This window comes from Blastococcus sp. TML/M2B (assembly GCF_016612865.1).
Taxonomy (GTDB): domain Bacteria; phylum Actinomycetota; class Actinomycetes; order Mycobacteriales; family Geodermatophilaceae; genus Blastococcus.
This window is the reverse complement of the sequence record NZ_JAENZZ010000002.1, coordinates 550203-568046: the sequence shown is the minus strand read 5'-3', so window position 1 is coordinate 568046 and position 17844 is coordinate 550203. Positions and strand designations below refer to the sequence as shown.

The window sequence follows — 17844 nt, the reverse complement described above, 5'->3', positions numbered from 1 at the left end:
CGGCCTCGGCGAACCTCGGGCGGCGCCCGTCCGCGGACGCCGAGGAGCAGATCCGCGAGTACCAGCGCGGGTTCCGCTGGCTGCGGACGCCGGGCATCGTCTCGATCGCCGCGGTGCAGGGGCATGCCATCGGGGCGGGCTGCCAGCTGGCGCTCGCCTGCGACCTGCGGGTGCTCGCCGAGGACGCGCAGCTGCGGCTGCCCGAGCCGACGCTCGGCCTGGTGCCCGACCTGACCGGCACCAGCACGCTGGTCGAGCTGGTCGGGTACTCGCGGGCGATGGAGATCTGCCTGACCGGCCGCCCGGTCGGTGCCGCCGAGGCGCACGCGATGGGGCTGGCCAACGTCGTCGTCCCGGTCGCGCAGCTCGACGCGGCCGTCGCGCAGCTGACGCACGCGCTGCTGGGCCCGCCGGCCGGTGCCAGCCGGGAGACCGCCGCCCTGGTGCGCTCCGCGGTGCGCAACGACCCCGCCACGCAGGACGCCGCCGAGCGGGCCGCGCAGGTGCGCCGGCTGCGGGAGCTCGCCGGCGGGCGCTGACCGTCGGAGGTCGCTGCGAGGCTGTGCTCCTGCGGGCCCGTCCGGGTCCGCCGGAACAGCGCCGTGCCCGCGCACGTTGCGCGGGAGGCCGACGCCGGGAACGGCGCGGCAGGAGGAGGCGCAGCACCACGTGAGGTCGGAACCATGCACCCCACCATGACCTCGATGGCCGCGATGCGGTCGTTCCGCCGGGATCCCTCGGTCACCGGCCGCCGGCTGCCTCCGGGCACCGTGCGGCGGATCCTGGGCGTCGCCCGGCCCTACCGCCGTGACCTGGGGTTCTTCCTGGGGCTGGTCGTCGGATCCTCGCTGATCGGGGTCGTCACCCCGCTGCTGGCCGGGAACATCGTCAACCGGATCGCCTCGCTGGAGGGCACCTCGGGCGACATCGTGCGCATCGCGCTGTTCATCGCCGGCCTGGCGGTCGTCGACGCCGCGATCTCGCTGGGTACCCGCTGGTACTCCGCGCGGATCGGCGAGGGTGTCATCTACGACCTGCGCAGCCAGGTGTTCGCGCACGTCCAGCGCATGCCGGTCGCGTTCTTCACCCGCACGCAGACCGGTGCGCTGGTCAGCCGGCTGAACAACGACGTCGTCGGCGCCCAGCAGGCGTTCACCTCCACGCTGTCCGGCGTCGTCTCCAACGTCATCGGCCTGGTGCTGACCGCCGGGGTCATGCTCACGCTGTCGTGGCAGATCACCCTGCTCTCGCTCGTGCTCGTGCCGCTGTTCGTGCTGCCGGCGCGGCGCATCGGCGGCCGGCTGCAGGAGATCACCCGGGAGTCCTACGAGCTCAACGCGTCGATGAACGCGACGATGACCGAGCGGTTCAACGTCGCCGGCGCGCTGCTGGTGAAGCTGTTCGGCCGGCCCGACGCGGAGGAGCGCTCCTTCAGCGGCCGCGCCGCCCGCGTCCGCGACATCGGCGTCCTCTCGGCCATGTACGGCCGATTCTTCTTCACCGCGCTCACGCTCGTCGCCGCGCTGGCCACCGCCCTGGTCTACGGGCTGGGCGGCTGGCTGGCGTTCACCGGGTCGTTGAGCCCCGGTGACGTCGTCGCCCTGGCGCTGCTGCTGTCCCGGCTGTACGGGCCGCTGACCGCGCTGGCGAACGTCCGGGTCGACGTCATGAGCGCCATGGTCAGCTTCGACCGGGTGTTCGAGGTGCTCGACCTGCCGCCGATGATCCGCGAGGCGGAGGACGCCGTCCCGGTGCCCGCCGATGACCGGTCGATCGAGTTCGACGCCGTCTCCTTCAGCTACCCCGCGGCCGAGGACGTCTCGTTGCCGTCACTGGAAGAGGTGTCGCTGCCCGAGCACGGCGGCCCGGTCGACGTGCTGCACGACGTCTCCTTCCGGGTGGAGCCGGGAGAACTGGTCGCCCTGGTGGGCCACTCGGGTGCCGGGAAGTCGACCGTCGCCGCGCTGGTCTCCCGGCTGTACGACGTCACCGGGGGAGCGGTGCGGGTCGGCGGCGTCGACGTCCGCCGGGCGACGCTGGCCTCGCTGCGGGACGCCATCGGGGTGGTGAGCCAGGACGCGCACCTGTTCCACGACACGATGCGCGGCAACCTGCTCTACGCGCGGCCCGAGGCGACCGAGGAGCAGCTGTGGGCGGCGCTGGAGGGGGCGCACATCGCCGACCTCGTCCGCGGGCTGCCCGACGGGCTGGACACCGTCGTCGGCGACCGCGGCCACCGGCTCTCCGGCGGGGAGAAGCAGCGGCTGGCGATCGCGCGGGTGCTGCTCAAGGCGCCGGGCATCGTGATCCTCGACGAGGCGACCGCGCACCTGGACAGCGAGTCCGAGGCGGCCGTGCAGCGGGCGCTGGACGCCGCGTTGACCGGCCGGACGTCGCTGGTGATCGCGCACCGGCTCTCCACTGTGCGCGACGCCGACCAGATCCTCGTGGTGGACGGCGGTCGCATCGTGGAGTCGGGTACGCACGCTGAGTTGCTGGCGCTCGGGGGTCGGCTACGCCGACCTGCACCGCACGCAGTTCGCCGACGGCGAGGGTCGAGCGGTCGCCGCGACCGGACCACTACCGTCACTTCCGTGACATCCGCGCATCCGCACGACGCCCAGCTCCGATCCCTCTACGCCGCCTACCTCGACGGGTGGAACCGGCGCAGCGGTGCGGCCGTGGCGGCCTGCTTCGCGGACGACGGCGACATCGTCGGCTACGACGGGACGCACCACCACGGCCGGCTGGCGATCGCCGCCCACCTGCGCCAGGTCTTCGGCAGCCACCAGACCGCCGCCTACGTCGCGGTCATCCGCTCGGTGCGCGCGGTCGCCCCGGGGACGGCGCTGCTCATCGCGCACGCCGGGATGATCCCGCCGGGTGCCAGCGACGTGGAGGACCGGTTCCACACCGTGCACACGCTCCTGGCGGTCGACGACGGCGACGGCCGCTGGCGCATCCAGCTGCTGCAGGCGACGCCGGCCGCCTGGCACCAGCACCCCGAGGCCCGCGACGCCCTGACCGAGGAGCTGCGCGGCCTGCTGGCGGCCCAGTGACCCTCCCCCCTGCTCCTCCCGGGAACAGCGGTCTGCCTCTCCGCGGACAGGCAGCGGTACTGGTGTCGGCGGAGCAGCTGCAGGCCGAGGGGGAGCGGCCGGTGCTGCTCGACGTCCGCTGGGCGCTCGGCGACGACCGAGGGCGGGAGAAGTACCTCGCCGGTCACCTGCCGGGGGCAGTGTTCGTCGACCTCGAGACCGAGCTCGCCGACCCGCCGGAACCGGCCCGCGGCCGGCACCCTGTTCCGTCGGTACAGCGACTGCAAGCAGCCGCGCGGCGCTGGGGCGTCACGTTCGACCGGCCGGTCGTGGCCTACGACGACTCCGGTGGTCTGGCCGCCGCGCGCGCGTGGTGGCTGCTGCGCTGGGGCGGGCTGACCGACGTCCGGCTGCTGGACGGCGGGCTCGGCGCGTGGACCCGCGCCGGCGGGGAACTGGCGACCGGCGACGTCGTCCCACCGCCCGGGGACGTCGTCCTGCGGGGCGGCGGGTTGGCGGTGCTGGAGGCGGACGACGCTGCGGCGCTGCCCGGCCGCGGCGGGGTGCTGCTCGACGCCCGCGCCGCGGAGCGCTTCCGCGGCGAGGTGGAGCCGGTCGACCCGCGGGCGGGTCACGTCCCCGGTGCGACGAGCGCCCCGACGACGGCGAACCTGGCCGCGGACGGCACCTTCCTCCCCGCCGCGGAGCTGGCCGACCGATTCGCCGCGCTCGGCGTCCGGCCGGGTGCGGAGGTCGGGGTCTACTGCGGGTCCGGGGTGACCGCCGCGCACGAGGTGGCCGCGCTGGCGGTCGCCGGGGTCGAGGCGGCGTTGTGGCCGGGCTCGTGGTCGCAGTGGTCGGCCGACCCGGCGCGCCGGTGGCCACGGGCGGCTGATCCGCGGGCGGTCGGGCGGTCAGCCGCCGTCGACGAGGCTGTCGATGGAGATCTCCTCGACCTGCGTGACCGAGGCGGTGCCGCCGGTGCGGGCGACGTCGGCCACCACGCCGCCGGAGACGTTGAGCGCCACCTCCAGATCGGTGGGCGGGCCGATCGCCAGGACCTCGTAGGGCGAACTGAGCGGCCGGCCGTCCACGGTGAGCTTGCCGGGGGTGCCGCCGACGTAGCTGGACACCACCACCCGGACGCCGTCGACCTCGATCGCCTCGGCGCCCGCGCCGCGGAGCTCCTGGATGGCGTCGAGCAGGACCGCCGGGGTGACCGCCCCCTCCGGGTCCTTGATCAGCAGCCGCAGCCCGGGGCCGCGCGCCGGCAGGGTGCCGGCCATGATGCCGAGCGCCTCCGCGCGCCGCTGCGCCTCCGCCAGGGCGGAGCCGGACTGAGTGCGGCTGCCGCTGAGCTCCTCGACCGCCTGCTCGCGCTCGGCGAGCTGCTGGCGGAGCTGCTCCTCGCGGGTGTCCAGCTCGTCGAGGATGCGCACCAGGTCGTCCTCGGTGGTGCCGGTGATCGCCTCCTCGCCGGTGCTGCGGATCTGCACGACCAGCCCGAACCCGAGCGCCACCGCGAGCACGGCGGTGACGATGCCGGCGGTCACCCGGTTCCAGCTGCGGCCGCCCGACGGCGTCGTCTCGGCCGGAGCTTCGTCGGCGGGGGCGTCCTGGGCGGGCGCATCCTCCGCGGCCGGGTCCTCGGCGGGAGCGTCGGGGGCCGACGCGTCCTCGAGGGGCGTTGCCGGCCGCCCGCCGTCGTCCGCCGGGCGGTTGTCGGTGGGGTCGTTCATCGTGGCCCCGCAGCAGGTAGCCCGTCCGCGGGGGCGGCCGCCTCCGGGGATGCGCCGACGGCGGCGTCGTAGCGGTCGAGCAGCACGGCCGCGATCCGGGCGTCGGGCAGCAGGGGAGCGGTGACCAGGTCCGCGCCCGCGCCGGCCAGCTTGTCGTGGAAGTGCCCCGGCGCCAGCAGGTAGGCGGCCAGCACGACCCGGTCGGCGCCGGCGCGACGGGCGGCGTCGACGGCGTCGGGCACCGGGGGCTGCGCGGCCGAGCCGAACCCGGTGGTGACCGGACCGGCCCACGACTGCTGCAGCAGCGCGGCGGTGCGCTCGACGTCGGCGACCGAGCGGGCGTCGCTGGAGCCCGCGGCGGCGACCACGACGGCGGTCCGCGGGTCGGCGGCGTCGGCACCGGCCTCCACCAGCCGGTCCAGCAGCACCGCGGCCAGCCGCGGATCGGGGCCCAGCGGCCGCGCGGCCACCGTGCCCTCGGCGCCCGCGACGGCGTCCGCGATGTCGACGTGCACGTGGTAGCCGCCCGACAGCAGCAGCGGGACGACGACGGCGGGTCGGCCTCCCGCGGCGAGCCCGGCGACCACGTCCACCACGGTGGGAGGCTGGACGTCGACGAAGGCCGCCGTCGTCACCAGGCCGGGGCGGAGCTGCTTCGCGGCGAGCGCGAGTTCGGCGATCAGCCGCCGGCCGGTGGGGTTGCGCGTCCCGTGCGCGCAGGCGACCAGCACGGGTTGTGCACTCATCGTGGTCTCCGGCGCCGGGTGACGACGGTTCGTGCACACAGCGCGGAGGGTGCGGGCGTGGCGCTCACAGCGCCCGGGTCATGCCGCCGTCGACCGGGATCATGACCCCGGTCAGGTAGGAGGCAGCGGGGGAGAGTGCGAAGGCGGCGACCCGGCCGAACTCCTCGGGCCGGCCGACCCGGCGCAGCGGGATGCCGGCCTCGGTCCGGGCGCGGGCCTTCACGGGGTCGCCGGAGGCCGCCTCGATCTCGGCGATCCGGTCGGTGGCGACGGTGCCCGGCAGCAACCCGAGGACCCGGATGCCCTGCGGGCCGAGCTCGTCGGCGAGTGCCTTCGCGGTCATGGCCAGGCCGGGGCGCAGGCCGTTGGAGATGGCCAGGTGGCCGATCGGCTGGCGCACCGAGATGGACAGCACGAAACCGATCGCCGCGCCCTCGCCCAGGTGCGGGACCAGCGCCCGGACCAGCCGGAGCGGACCGAGCAGCACCGACTCGACCCCGGCCCGCCAGGCGTCCTCGGGGGTCGAGAGCACCGTGCCGGGGGCGGGGCCGCCGACCGAGATGAGCACGCCGTCGACCTGCCCCAGCTGCTCGCGGGCCTCGGCGACCAGCCGCTCGGCGGCGTCGGGGTCCGCCAGGTCGGCGGACACCCCGGACGCCGCCGGCGCGCCGCCCAGCGAGGCGACGGCGGCGTCCACGGACTCCGCGGACCGCGAGCTGATCAGCACGCGGGCCCCGTCGTCGACGAGGGCCCGGGCGGTCGCGAACCCCAATCCCCGGCTCGCGCCGGTGAGCAGGAAGCCACGACCGCCCAGGCCCAGGTCCATCAGGTGCTCCTCGGTGCAGCGTCGGTCAGGCGGCCGTACCGCGCAGCGAGCGCAGCACGTACTGCATGATCCCGCCGTTGCGGTAGTAGTTCGCCTCGCCGGGGGTGTCGATGCGGACGCGGGCGTCAAAGTCCACGTCGCCGGCCTTCACCTTCACCGTGCGGGGCACCGAGCCGTCGTTCAGCGCGGTGATGCCGGTGATGGTGAACTCCTCGTCGCCGGTCAGGCCGAGCGACTCGCGGGTCTGGCCCTCCGGGTACTGCAGCGGCAGCACGCCCATACCGATGAGGTTGGAGCGGTGGATGCGCTCGTAGCTCTCGGCGATGACGGCCTTGACGCCCAGCAGCGCGGTGCCCTTGGCCGCCCAGTCGCGCGACGAGCCCGAGCCGTACTCCTTGCCGGCCAGCACGACCAGCGGGATGCCGGCGTCGATGTAGGCGCGGGAGGCGTCGTAGATCGTCGTCGTCTCGCCGGTCAGGTGGTTCTTGGTGACGCCACCCTCGGTGCCGGGCACCAGCTGGTTGCGCAGCCGGATGTTGGCGAAGGTGCCGCGGATCATGACCTCGTGGTTCCCGCGGCGCGAGCCGTAGGAGTTGAAGTCGCGGCGGTCCACGCCGTGCTCGCGGAGGTACTTGCCCGCGGGGCTGTCGGCCTTGATCGAGCCGAGGCCGGCGAGATGTGGTCGGTGGTCACCGAGTCGCCGAGCACCGCGAGGGTGCGGGCGCCGGAGATGTCCTCGACCGGCGCCGGCTCGGCCGGCATGCCCTCGAAGTACGGAGGACGGCGGACGTAGGTGCTCTCCGCGTCCCACTCGAAGGTGTCGCCGGTCGGGGTGGGCAGGTTCTGCCACTGCTCGGTGCCGGCGAACACGTCCTCGTAGGAGCGGCCGAACTGCTCCGCGGAGACGGCGTGGTCGATGACCCGCTGGACCTCCTGCGGGGAGGGCCAGATGTCGCGCAGGAAGACGTCGTTGCCGTCGGCGTCCTGGCCCAGGGGGTCGTTGTTCAGGTCGACGTCCATGGAGCCGGCGAGCGCGTAGGCGATGACCAGTGGCGGGGAGGCCAGGTAGTTCATCTTGACGTCGGGGTTGATCCGGCCCTCGAAGTTGCGGTTGCCCGAGAGCACCGAGACGACGGCGAGGTCGGCCTCGTTGACCGCCGCGGAGACCCGGCTCGGGGAGCGGGCCGGAGTTGCCGATGCAGGTCGTGCAGCCGTAGCCGACCAGGTAGAAGCCCAGCTTCTCCAGGTACGGGGTGAGCTCCGCCTTCTCGTAGTAGTCCATGACGACCTTGGACCCGGGGGCCAGCGTCGTCTTGACCCAGGGCTTGGTGGCCAGGCCCTTCTCGACGGCGTTCTTCGCCAGCAGCGCCGCGCCGATCATCACCTGCGGGTTGGAGGTGTTGGTGCAGGAGGTGATGGCGGCGATGACGACGTGGCCGTGGTCGACCTCGGTCTCCGTGCCGTCCTCCATGACCACGCGGGTCGGCTTGGACGGGCGGCTGGAGTTCGAGCCGTTGACGGCGGTGTGCGGCTTGCCGGCCTCACCGTTGCCGTGGGTCTCCGCGATCGGGTCGGACGCCGGGAAGGTGTTGGCGACGGCGTCGTCCACCGACGACGTGACGCCGAAGGGCTTCTCCTGCGCCGGGACGCCGGGCTTGCGGTCCTCGCCACCGGTCTCGTCGGCCTGCACGTAGTCGGCGAGCGCCTCGCGGAAGGCCTCCTTGGCCTCGGCGATCTCGACGCGGTCCTGCGGGCGCTTCGGGCCGGCGATCGAGGGGACGACGGTGCCGAGGTCGAGCTCGAGGTACTCGGAGAAGGAGGGCTCGCGCGACGGGTCGTGCCAGAGGCCCTGCTCCTTGGCGTAGGCCTCGACCAGCGCCACCTGGGCGGCGTCGCGGCCGGTGAGCTTCAGGTAGGTGATGGTCTCCTCGTCGATGGGGAACATCGCCGCGGTGGAGCCGAACTCCGGGCTCATGTTGCCGATCGTGGCGCGGTTGGCCAGCGGCACCGCGGAGACGCCCTCGCCGTAGAACTCGACGAACTTCCCGACGACGCCGTGCTGGCGCAGCATCTCGGTGATGGTGAGGACCAGGTCGGTCGCGGTGGCGCCGTCCGGCAGCTGGCCGAACAGCTTGAAGCCCACGACGCGCGGGATGAGCATCGAGACCGGCTGGCCGAGCATCGCGGCCTCGGCCTCGATGCCGCCGACGCCCCAGCCCAGGACGCCGAGGCCGTTGACCATCGTGGTGTGCGAGTCGGTGCCCACGCAGGTGTCGGGGTAGGCGACCACGCGGTCACCCTCCTGCCGCGGGAAGATCACGCGGGCCAGGTGCTCGATGTTGACCTGGTGGACGATGCCGGTGCCCGGGGGGACGACCTTGAAGTCGCTGAAGGCGCCCTGGCCCCAGCGGAGGAACTGGTAGCGCTCGCCGTTGCGCTCGTACTCGATCTCGACGTTGCGCTGGAACGAGTCCTCGGTGCCGAAGATGTCGGCGATCACCGAGTGGTCGATGACCAGCTCGGCGGGGGCGAGCGGGTTGATCTTCTGCGGGTCGCCGCCCAGCTCGGCCATGGCCTCGCGCATGGTGGCGAGGTCGACGATGCAGGGGACGCCGGTGAAGTCCTGCATGACCACGCGGGCCGGGGTGAACTGGATCTCCTGGTCGGGCTCGGCCGACGGGTCCCAGTTCGCGATCGCCCGGATGTGGTCGGCGGTGATGTCCGCGCCGTCCTCGGTACGCAGCAGGTTCTCGAGGAGGACCTTCAGGCTGAAGGGCAGCTTCTCGGAGCCCTCCACCGCGTCGAGTCGGTAGATGTCGTAGTCGGTTCCGTCGACGCTGAGCGTCGACCGGGCTCCGAAGCTGTCCTTGCTGGCTGCCACTCTTCTGCGCCTACCCCTCGCTGGTTCGTCGCGTGCTGGTTCCTCGCGGCTGGCTCACGCGCTCGTGTCCACCCGCGATCATCCCAGTTCCCGCAAGCAGCCACCGGGTGAGGCGACCCTTACCGTGGACGGCGTGACCGGCACAGTCCCCGAGCCCCTGCCCGACTGGCTGACCGGCGCCGCGCGGATCACCGCGCTGACGGGCGCCGGCATCTCCACCGACAGCGGCATCCCCGACTACCGGGGGCCGCAGGGCGTGTGGACCCGGGACCCGGACGCCGAGAAGATGGTGACGCTCTCCTACTACGTCGCCGACCCCGGGATCCGGCGCCGGGCCTGGCTCGCGCGCCGGGACATGGCCGCGCTGCAGGCCCGGCCGAACGCCGGTCACGCCGCGCTCGCCGACCTCGAGGCCCAGGGCCGGCTGCGCACGATCGTCACGCAGAACGTCGACGGGCTGCACCAGGCGGCCGGCTCGTCGCCGGAGCGGGTGGTCGAGATCCACGGGACGGTGCACGAGGTCGAGTGCCTGGGCTGCCGGGCGCGGACGACGATGTCCGAGGCGCTGGAGCGGGTGGCGGCGGGGGAGCCCGACCCGGCCTGCCGCAGCTGCGGCGGGATCCTCAAGTCGGCGACGATCAGCTTCGGGCAGGAGCTCGACGGCGGGGCGGTCGACGCGGCGGTCGCCGCGGCCCGCGACTGCGACGTCTTCCTCGCCGTCGGCACCTCGCTCCAGGTGTGGCCGGTAGCCGGGCTCGTCGAGGTGGCGCTGCGCGCCGGGGCGCGGGTGGTGATCGTCAACGCCGAGCCGACGCCGTTCGACGACCTGGCGTCGCTACTGGTGCCCGAGCCGATCGGGACGGCGCTGCCGCGGCTGCTCGCGCGGGCCTGAGCGGGGGAGCCCTCGTCGGCGTCGGTGCCGACGGTTAGCGTGACGGGCACCACGTCGAGCGGCCGGCGGGACGCCGGTCGCGCACCCCAGGGAGCCGGCATGCGCGTGCCCTTGACCACCCGCGACTTCCTCGAGCGGGCCGAGCTCGTCTACGGCGACCGCATCGGCATCGTCGACGAGCCCTCGCAGCCCGCGCCGTCGCTGGGCGGGCTCAGCTACCGCGAGGTCGCCCGCCGCGCCCGGGCGCTGCAGGCCGGGCTCGACGAGCTGGGCATCGCCGAGGGCGAGCGGGTGGCGATCGTCAGCCACAACGCCGCGCGGCTGCTCGAGGTGCTGCTCGCCGTCCCCATGTCGGGCCGGGTCGCGGTGCCGATCAACTTCCGGCTCTCCCCGGAGGAGGTCGAGTACATCGTCGGGCACTGCGGCGCGCGGGTGCTGCTCGTCGACCCGGAGCTGGAGTCCTCGCTCAAGGGCGTGCGGGCCGAGCACCGCTTCGGCACGGGGGAGGAGTACGAGCAGCTGCTCCGCTACGACGTCGAGCCGCGGCCCTGGTCGGCGCCGGACGAGGACGCCACCGCGACGATCAACTACACGTCGGGGACGACGGCGCGGCCCAAGGGCGTGCAGATGACGCACCGCAACCTGTGGGTCAACGCGGTCACCTTCGGCCTGCACATGCAGGTCAGCGACCGCGACGTCTACCTGCACACGCTGCCGATGTTCCACTGCAACGGCTGGGGCCTGCCGTACACGATGGCCGGTGTGGGCGCGAAGCAGGTCGTCCTGCGCAAGGTCGACGGCGCGGAGATCCTCCGCCGCGTCGAGGAGCACGGCGTGACGATCATGGCCGGCGCCCCCGCGGTGTGGAACGCCGTGCTCGACGCCGCCGCCGAGTGGGAGGGCGAGATCCCGGGGCGGGACAAGGTGCGCATCGTCGTCGCCGGCGCGCCGCCGCCGTCGAAGACCATCGCCCGCGTCGAGGCCGAGCTCGGCTGGGAGTTCAACCAGATCTACGGCCTGACCGAGACCGCGCCGCTGCTCACCATCAACCGGCCGCGCGCCGAGTACGACGACCTGGAGCCCGAGGAGCGGGCCAAGCGGCTCTCCCGGGCCGGTGTCCCGGCGCTGGGCACCCGGATGTCGGTCAGCGAGTCCGGCGAGGTCCTGGCGCAGGGCAACACCGTGCTCGCGGGCTACTGGGAGAACCCGGACGCCTCGGCCGAGGCCCTGGAGGGCGGCTGGTTCCACACCGGCGACGGCGGCACGATCGACGACGGCGGCTACCTGACGATCTCCGACCGCAAGAAGGACGTGATCATCACCGGCGGTGAGAACGTCTCCTCCATCGAGGTGGAGGACGTCGTGTTCAGCCACCCGGCGGTCGCGGAGGTCGCGGTCATCGGCGTCCCCGACGACAAGTGGGGCGAGATGGTCACCGCGATCGTCGTCGTCACCGAGGGCGAGCAGGTCACCGAGGCCGACATCGTGGCCCACTGCCGCGGGAAGATCGCCGGCTACAAGATCCCGAAGCGGGTCGAGTTCCGCGACGAGCTGGCCCGCACCGCCACGGGCAAGATCCAGAAGTTCAAGCTGCGCGAGTCGTTCTGGGAGGGCTCGGAGCGGCAGGTCAACTGAACCGAACCGCCCGCCGCACCCGCTGGTGGCGCCTCACCCCTCGGGGTGAGGCGCCCTCAACGACCCCGTCCGTCCGACCGATGGCCCACGGAGCGGCACCTCTCCGGGTGCCCGACGTCGAGCAGTCGGAGGTCACGACGTGGTCAGCCGGAACCCGAACAGCCCGGCGCGAGCGACGTGGGGTCGCCGCGCGCTGCGCGTGGGCGGAACGGCGGTCGCCGCCGCGGTGCTCCTCGGGCTGACCCCCGCCGTCGCCGACGCCGCACCCCGTCGCCCGGGGGACGGTGAGATCGCCGCCGCGCAGAGCGAGGCCGACCGCGTCGGCGCCCGCATCGGGGAGCTCAACGACCGGCTGTCCGCCGCCCAGGCAGGCGTGGAGAGCGCGCGCACCGAGGCGCTGCTGGCCCTCGACGAGTTCCAGGCCACGCAGGCCGCCGCCGAGGCCGCCCGCGAGCGCGCCGAGGCCGCCGCCGCCGAGGTCGAGGCGAAGACCGCCGAGCTGGGCCTGGCCCGCGACGACGTCGTCGCCTTCGCCCGCCGCAGCTACATGGAGGGCAGCACCAACCCCGGTGCCAGCGCCCTGCTCACGGCCGGCAACCCGTCCCAGCTCATCGAGCGCGCCGCCCTGCTCGAGGCGGCCGGCTCGCACCGCACCGACGTGCTGGGTCGGGTCACCGTGGTGCAGCAGGAGGCCACCGCCGCCGAGGCCGTCGCCCGCACCGCCGTCACCGAGGCCGATCAGCTGCAGCAGGCGGCCGAGCAGCAGCTCGAGGCCGCCACCGCCGCGGAGCAGTCCGCCCGCGCCCAGCGCGCCGAGGTCGCCACGCAGCAGGCCGCCGTGCAGGCCGAGCTCGACGCCGCCAAGGCCACGCTCACCCAGCTCGTCGGCGCCCGCGCCGCCGCGGACCGCGCCGCCGCGGAGCAGGCCGCCGCGGCCGCCCGCACCGTGCAGCGCGCCGCCGCGCAGGCGCCCTCGCCGTCCTCGTCCTCGTCGCCGTCGTCCTCGTCGTCGAACCCCGCGCCGGCGCCGGCCGCGCCGAAGCCGTCCGCCCCGCCGGCGGTGCAGAACCCCGCCGGCCCGGGCTCTGCCTCGGCGGCGTCCACCGCGATCTCCGCGGCGCGGAGCTACATCGGCACGCCGTACGCCTGGGGTGGCGGCGGCCGCCGCGGCCCCGGCCCCGGTCAGGACCCCGACCTCGGCGTCATCGGCTTCGACTGCAGCGGGCTGACCCAGTACGCCTACGGCCAGGCCGGCATCTCGATCTCGCGCAACAGCCGCGACCAGTACGCCGAGTCGCCGAAGGTGGCCCGCGGCTCGCTGCAGCCCGGGGACCTGGTCTTCTGGGCCAACGACGTGAGCCGCCCGTCGACGATCTACCACGTCGCCATCTACCTGGGCGGGGACCGCATGATCGAGGCGCCGGAGAGCGGCAAGACCGTCCGGGAGACCGCGATGCGGTGGGGCGGGTACATCGGCGCGGTGCGACCCAGCGCCTGAGACCCAGCGCCTGAGACCCAGCCCGGCACTCGCGGCGCCTGACCGGCCGGACGCCTGCTCCCGCGGGAGCGCCGGCGTGAGGAGTGAGGCGTCGGGCAGCCACGGGGGGAGCTGCCCGACGCGTGTCCGAGGCTAGCAGTCGAGGGGCGCACCGGGCAGTCGTCGCGCGCGCCCTGATCGTGGATCACGGCGCGTCGTCGAGGCCCGTGTCGCGGCGTGCAGGTGCCGCTCAGCAAGGTGTAGGACACTGGCGTCCGGGGACGGCTGCGCCGCCCCGTCGACGGCCCCACAGCCCGGGGGTCGCGGCCCGGCACGACCAGGGAGCCCCGTGACGAGCGCTGCCAGCACGCCGACCGAGAACGCGACCGCGCAGGCGGGCGCACCGGTACCCCCGGCGACCGACGCCGCTCGGCTGGAGCGGGTGCTGTTCGAGATCAAGCGGGTGATCGTCGGCCAGGACCGGCTGATCGAGCGGATGCTCGTCGCCCTCCTGGCCCGCGGGCACGTCCTGCTCGAGGGCGTGCCGGGCGTGGCGAAGACCCTCGCGGTGGAGACGCTCGCGACCGTCGTCGGCGGGAAGTTCGCCCGCCTGCAGTTCACCCCGGACCTGGTGCCGGCCGACATCATCGGCACGCGCATCTACAAGTCCGGCCAGGACGCCTTCGACACCGAGCTCGGCCCGGTGTTCGCCAACTTCGTGCTCACCGACGAGATCAACCGCGCGCCCGCCAAGGTGCAGTCGGCGCTGCTGGAGGTCATGGCCGAGCGGCAGGTCTCCATCGGCGGCGTGACGCACGCGCTGCCGGACCCGTTCCTCGTGCTGGCCACGCAGAACTCGATCGAGTCCGAGGGCGTCTACCCGCTGCCCGAGGCGCAGCGCGACCGCTTTCTCATGAAGGTGCTCGTGGACTACCCGAGCTCCGAGGAGGAGCGGGAGATCATCTACCGGATGGGCTCGGAGCCGCCCGTCGCCGAGACGGTGCTGGGCCCCGACGAGCTGCGCCGGCTCCAGAAGACCGCCTCGCAGGTGTTCGTCCACCACGCGCTGGTCGACTACGTCGTCCGCCTGGTGGTGGCCACCCGCACGCCCCGCGAGCACGGCATGGACGACGTCGCGACGTGGGTCTCCTACGGCGCCAGCCCGCGCGCCTCGCTGGGGCTGATCGCGGCCAGCCGGGCGCTCGCGCTGGTGCGCGGCCGGGACTACGTGCTGCCGCAGGACGTCCTCGACATCACCGCCGACGTGCTGCGGCACCGGCTGGTGCTCTCCTACGACGCGCTCGCCGACGGCGTGCCGGCCGACCACATCGTGAAGCGGATCGTGCAGACGGTGCCGCTGCCGCAGGTCGCACCGCGGCAGAACGCGGGCGGCTTCGGTCCGGCCGGTCCCGGTCCGCAGGTGCCCCAGTACGGGCCGCCGCAGGGCGCGCCGCTCCAGGCTCCGCAGGGTGCGCCCGGCCAGGGTGCGACGGCGTACGGCGGTCCGGGCTCCAACGGGCACGGGCCGCACCCGGCGTGATCCGGCGCCGCCGCCGCAGCGCCGACCCGTCCCCCGCGGGGGCGGCGCACCCGGGCCTCCTGCTCCACCCGGCGGGGGAGAGCCCGGGGGCGGACAAGGGTGCCCCGCCGCGGTTCACCGACGGCCCGGCCGACGTGCTGCTGCGCCGCCTGGAGCTGACCGTCCGCCGGCGGCTGGACGGCCTGCTGCAGGGCGACCACCTCGGCCTGGTGCCCGGCTCCGGCTCCGAGGCCGGTGACTCGCGGACCTACCACCCGGGCGACGACGTCCGGCGGATGGACTGGCCGGTCACCGCGCGCACCCAGGTGCCGCACGTGCGCGAGACGATCGCCGACCGCGAGCTGGAGACGTGGGCGGTGGTCGACCTGTCGGCCAGCCTCGACTTCGGCACCGCGAACTGCCTCAAGCGCGACCTGGCGATCGCCGGGCTGGCCGCCGTCGGGCACCTCACCGTGCACGGCGGCAACCGGCTGGGCGCGGTGGTGACCACGGGGGAGCAGGTCGTCCGGCACCCGGCGCTGCCGGGCCGGCTGGCCGCCGAGCGGCTGCTGCGCTCCGTCGTCGCCACCCCGCGGGCCGCGGGCGGGCGGCGCGGCGACCTCGCCGCCGCCCTGGAGACCTTGCGCCGGCCGGAGCGCCGGCGCGGGCTGGTCGTCGTCATCTCCGACTTCCTGGGCGACAGCGACTGGGAGCGGCCGCTGCGCGGGCTGGGCACCCGGCACGAGCTGCTGGCGATCGAGGTGCTCGACCCGCGCGAGCTGGAGCTGCCCGACGTGGGCCTGCTGACCGTCGTCGACCCGGAGACCGGGCAGACGCTGGAGGTGCCGACCGGGGACGCCGAGTTCCGGGCGCGGTTCGCGGCCGGGGCCGCCGAGGAGCGGGCCCGCATCGCCGCGGCGCTGCGCCGGGCGGGTGCGGGGCACCTGCAGCTGCGCACCGACCGGGACTGGTTGATGGACGTCGTCCGCTTCGTCGGCGAGCGCCGGCGGGCCGGCAGCGGAGGAGCGTCGCGATGACCTTCCAGGCACCCCTCTGGCTGCTGGGGCTGATCGCGGTCGCCGCGCTGGTGGCGTTCTACGTCGTCCTCCAGCTGCGCCGGAAGGCGTACGCGGCGCGGTTCACCAACGTGGCGCTGCTCGGCTCGCTGGTGCCCAAGCGGCCCGGCTGGCGCCGGCACGTGGCGTTCGCGCTGGTCGCGGCGGGGCTGGCCACGCTGGTCGTGTCGCTGGCGATGCCGAGCATCCGAGGTGCGGGTCCCCCGCGAGCGGGCGACGGTGATCATGGCCGTGGACGTCTCGCTGTCGATGGAGGCCCGCGACGTCGAGCCCAACCGCTTCGAGGCGATGCAGAAGGCGGCCAAGGAGTTCGTCGACGTCCTGCCCGAGCGGATCAACCTCGGGCTGGTCACCTTCGCCGGGACGGCGACCACGCTGGTGCCGCCGACGACCGACCGCGAGCAGGTGCGCGGCGCGATCGACAACCTGGACCTGGCCGAGTCGACGGCGATCGGCGAGGCGATCTTCACCTCGCTGACCGCGATCCAGAACTTCCAGTCGACGCTGGAGGACGCCGGCGAGGAGGCCCCGCCCGCGCGGGTCGTGCTGCTCTCGGACGGCTACCCGACGGTGGGCCGCGACGAGACGCTGGCGATCGACGCGGCGAAGGACGTCTCGATCCCGGTCTCGACGATCGCGTTCGGCACCGACTACGGCACCCTCGACCTGGACGGCGACACCGTGCCCGTGCCGGTCGACCGGGCGACGCTGGAGCGGATCGCCGACGAGACCGGCGGCAGCTACAGCGAGGCGGCCAGCGCCGAGGAGCTGGAGGAGGTGTACGCCGACCTGGGCAGCCAGATCGGGTACACCACCGAGCCGAAGGACATCAGCCCGCGGTTCGTCCGGGTCGGCGTCCTGGTGCTGCTCGTCGGCGCCGTCCTCAGCCTGCTCTGGACCAACCGCCTCGTCTGACCGGGGCAGGGGACTTTCGGTACCGAAAGTCCCCATCAGCCGGGGACTTTCGGTACCGAGAGTCCCGAAGAGCGTGGGACTTTCGGTACCGAAAGTCCGTCAGCGGGTGGGGTCGAGGACGAGCTTGCCGGTGGTGCGGCGGGCGAGCAGGTCCTGGTGCGCGTCGCGCACGTTGGACAGGGGGTACCGGCCGCCGGCGATCGGCTTGAGCGAGCCGTCGGCGGTCATGGCCAACAAGTCGGTCATGGCGGCGTCGAGCATCTCGGGCCGAGCCATGCAGTGGGCCAGCCAGAAGCCGATGACCGCACGGCTCGTGCCCATGAGCATCCCTGGGGGCACCGACGGCGTCTCCTGGCGGGCGGCCATGCCGTAGGTGACCAGCCGGCCGAAGGGGGCCAGTGCCGACAGCGAGCCGGAGAAGACGTTGCCGCCGGTCATCTCCAGCACGATGTCGACCTTCTTGCCCTCGTTGGCCTCGCGCAGCGCCGCGGCGAACTGCTTCGGGTCGTCGTCGGCGAGCGCCGGGTCGACCGTGGCGTGCGCGCCGAGCTCCTCGGTGAGCGCGCGCTTCTCGGCGCTGGAGGCGGTGGCGATGACGCGGCCGGCGCCCCAGCGGCGGGCCAGCTGGACGGCGATCGAGCCGACGCCGCCGGCACCGGCGATGACGACGACGGACTCGCCCTCGGCCAGGTGTGCGCAGGTGCGCAGCAGGTGCCAGGCGGTCGAGCCCTGGAGCACCAGCGAGAGCGCCTGCTCGTCGGTGACGCCGTCCGGCACCGCCCAGGTCAGCCGGTCGTTGGCGGCCACCCGTTCGGCGTAGCCACCGCCGTCGAGCAGCCCGACGACGCGCTGCCCGCCGCCGACGGGCGTGCCGACGAACTCGGCGCCCGGGATCAGCGGCAGCTGCTGGGCGGCGAGGTAGGAGTTCTCGATCTGGTGGGTGTCGGCGTAGTTGACGCCGGCGGCGGAGACGTCGTGGAGCGTCCGGCCCGGGCCGGCCTCCGGCTCGGGGACGTCGACGACCTTCAGGACCTCGGGGCCACCGAATTCGGTGATCTGGACTGCGCGCATGGAGGTGAGGCTATGGCCTGCGCGCGCCC

At 74.2% G+C, this 17844-nt stretch carries 14 protein-coding genes and 2 pseudogenes; 9 read left to right on the top strand and 7 right to left on the bottom strand.

Going from position 1 to position 17844, the window contains the following annotated elements:
• Nucleotides 1-50 precede the first annotated feature (50 nt).
• From JKP75_RS11300 to JKP75_RS11285, 3 genes and pseudogenes are all read left to right on the top strand, one after another.
• Nucleotides 51-539: an enoyl-CoA hydratase/isomerase family protein gene (locus JKP75_RS11300; RefSeq protein WP_309229998.1), complete on the top strand. Its 489-nt coding sequence runs from the start codon at nt 51-53 to the stop codon at nt 537-539.
• 144 nt (nt 540-683) lie between these two features.
• Nucleotides 684-3059 (top strand): SgcJ/EcaC family oxidoreductase, encoded by a 2376-nt coding sequence (locus JKP75_RS11295; protein WP_242473301.1) that lies wholly within the window; start codon nt 684-686, stop codon nt 3057-3059.
• Nucleotides 3056-3889 (top strand): annotated as a pseudogene (locus JKP75_RS11285) (sulfurtransferase); the annotation flags it as partial. The gene JKP75_RS11295 and the pseudogene JKP75_RS11285, both read left to right, overlap by 4 nt.
• Before the next feature lie 63 nt (nt 3890-3952).
• Here JKP75_RS11285 and JKP75_RS11280 read toward each other — a convergent pair.
• The 6 genes and pseudogenes from JKP75_RS11280 to acnA all read right to left on the bottom strand — a co-directional run.
• Nucleotides 3953-4777, bottom strand: a complete 825-nt coding sequence (locus JKP75_RS11280) for a DUF881 domain-containing protein (protein ID WP_200491116.1) — start codon at nt 4775-4777, stop codon at nt 3953-3955.
• The gene (locus JKP75_RS11275) at nt 4774-5523 is read right to left on the bottom strand and encodes a sirohydrochlorin chelatase (protein WP_200491117.1); all 750 of its coding nucleotides are present in this window, start codon (nt 5521-5523) and stop codon (nt 4774-4776) included. The genes JKP75_RS11280 and JKP75_RS11275 overlap by 4 nt, the downstream gene beginning before the upstream one ends.
• Before the next feature lie 64 nt (nt 5524-5587).
• Nucleotides 5588-6349 carry an SDR family oxidoreductase gene (locus JKP75_RS11270; RefSeq protein ID WP_200491118.1) on the bottom strand — a complete coding sequence of 254 codons (762 nt, stop codon included), beginning with the start codon at nt 6347-6349 and terminating at the stop codon, nt 5588-5590.
• 25 nt (nt 6350-6374) lie between these two features.
• Entirely contained in the window at nt 6375-7007 is a 633-nt protein-coding gene (locus tag JKP75_RS23430) for a hypothetical protein (RefSeq protein ID WP_309229997.1), read from the bottom strand.
• Nucleotides 6905-7474, bottom strand: a complete 570-nt coding sequence (locus JKP75_RS23900) for an aconitase family protein (protein ID WP_309229996.1) — start codon at nt 7472-7474, stop codon at nt 6905-6907. The genes JKP75_RS23430 and JKP75_RS23900 overlap by 103 nt, the downstream gene beginning before the upstream one ends.
• 106 nt (nt 7475-7580) lie before the next feature.
• Nucleotides 7581-9230: pseudogene (acnA, locus tag JKP75_RS23425) on the bottom strand (aconitate hydratase AcnA); the annotation flags it as partial.
• A 133-nt stretch (nt 9231-9363) separates the two neighbouring features.
• Between acnA and JKP75_RS11260 the strand changes: the two are divergent.
• From JKP75_RS11260 to JKP75_RS11235, 6 genes are all read left to right on the top strand, one after another.
• Nucleotides 9364-10122 carry a Sir2 family NAD-dependent protein deacetylase gene (locus tag JKP75_RS11260; protein WP_200491120.1) on the top strand — a complete coding sequence of 253 codons (759 nt, stop codon included), beginning with the start codon at nt 9364-9366 and terminating at the stop codon, nt 10120-10122.
• A 99-nt stretch (nt 10123-10221) separates the two neighbouring features.
• A complete protein-coding gene (locus JKP75_RS11255; protein WP_200493084.1) occupies nt 10222-11757 on the top strand; it encodes a long-chain-fatty-acid--CoA ligase in 1536 nt (511 codons plus the stop codon).
• A 139-nt stretch (nt 11758-11896) separates the two neighbouring features.
• The gene (locus tag JKP75_RS11250; protein WP_309229766.1) at nt 11897-13255 is read left to right on the top strand and encodes a C40 family peptidase; all 1359 of its coding nucleotides are present in this window, start codon (nt 11897-11899) and stop codon (nt 13253-13255) included.
• Between the two features lie 412 nt (nt 13256-13667).
• A complete protein-coding gene (locus JKP75_RS11245) occupies nt 13668-14774 on the top strand; it encodes a MoxR family ATPase (protein ID WP_200491415.1) in 1107 nt (368 codons plus the stop codon).
• On the top strand, nt 14771-15790 hold the full coding sequence (locus tag JKP75_RS11240) for a DUF58 domain-containing protein (RefSeq protein WP_309229764.1): 1020 nt from the start codon (nt 14771-14773) through the stop codon (nt 15788-15790). Before JKP75_RS11245 ends, JKP75_RS11240 begins: the two co-directional genes overlap by 4 nt.
• Nucleotides 15791-16021: 231 nt before the next feature.
• Entirely contained in the window at nt 16022-16744 is a 723-nt protein-coding gene (locus JKP75_RS11235) for a VWA domain-containing protein (RefSeq protein ID WP_309229763.1), read from the top strand.
• Between the two features lie 99 nt (nt 16745-16843).
• On the opposite strand, the gene JKP75_RS11230 is transcribed toward JKP75_RS11235, so the two are convergent.
• Entirely contained in the window at nt 16844-17815 is a 972-nt protein-coding gene (locus JKP75_RS11230; protein WP_200491122.1) for an NADPH:quinone oxidoreductase family protein, read from the bottom strand.
• Between the last annotated feature and the right edge of the window lie 29 nt (nt 17816-17844).

Coding starts and splice junctions, on each gene's coding strand:
- JKP75_RS11230 (WP_200491122.1), bottom strand. CDS start 17,815: ATGCGCGCAGTCCAGATCACCGAATTCGGTGGCCCCGAGGTCCTGAAG.
- JKP75_RS11255 (WP_200493084.1), top strand. CDS start 10,222: ATGCGCGTGCCCTTGACCACCCGCGACTTCCTCGAGCGGGCCGAGCTC.
- JKP75_RS11280 (WP_200491116.1), bottom strand. CDS start 4,777: ATGAACGACCCCACCGACAACCGCCCGGCGGACGACGGCGGGCGGCCG.
- JKP75_RS11270 (WP_200491118.1), bottom strand. CDS start 6,349: ATGGACCTGGGCCTGGGCGGTCGTGGCTTCCTGCTCACCGGCGCGAGC.
- JKP75_RS11295 (WP_242473301.1), top strand. CDS start 684: ATGCACCCCACCATGACCTCGATGGCCGCGATGCGGTCGTTCCGCCGG.
- JKP75_RS11275 (WP_200491117.1), bottom strand. CDS start 5,523: ATGAGTGCACAACCCGTGCTGGTCGCCTGCGCGCACGGGACGCGCAAC.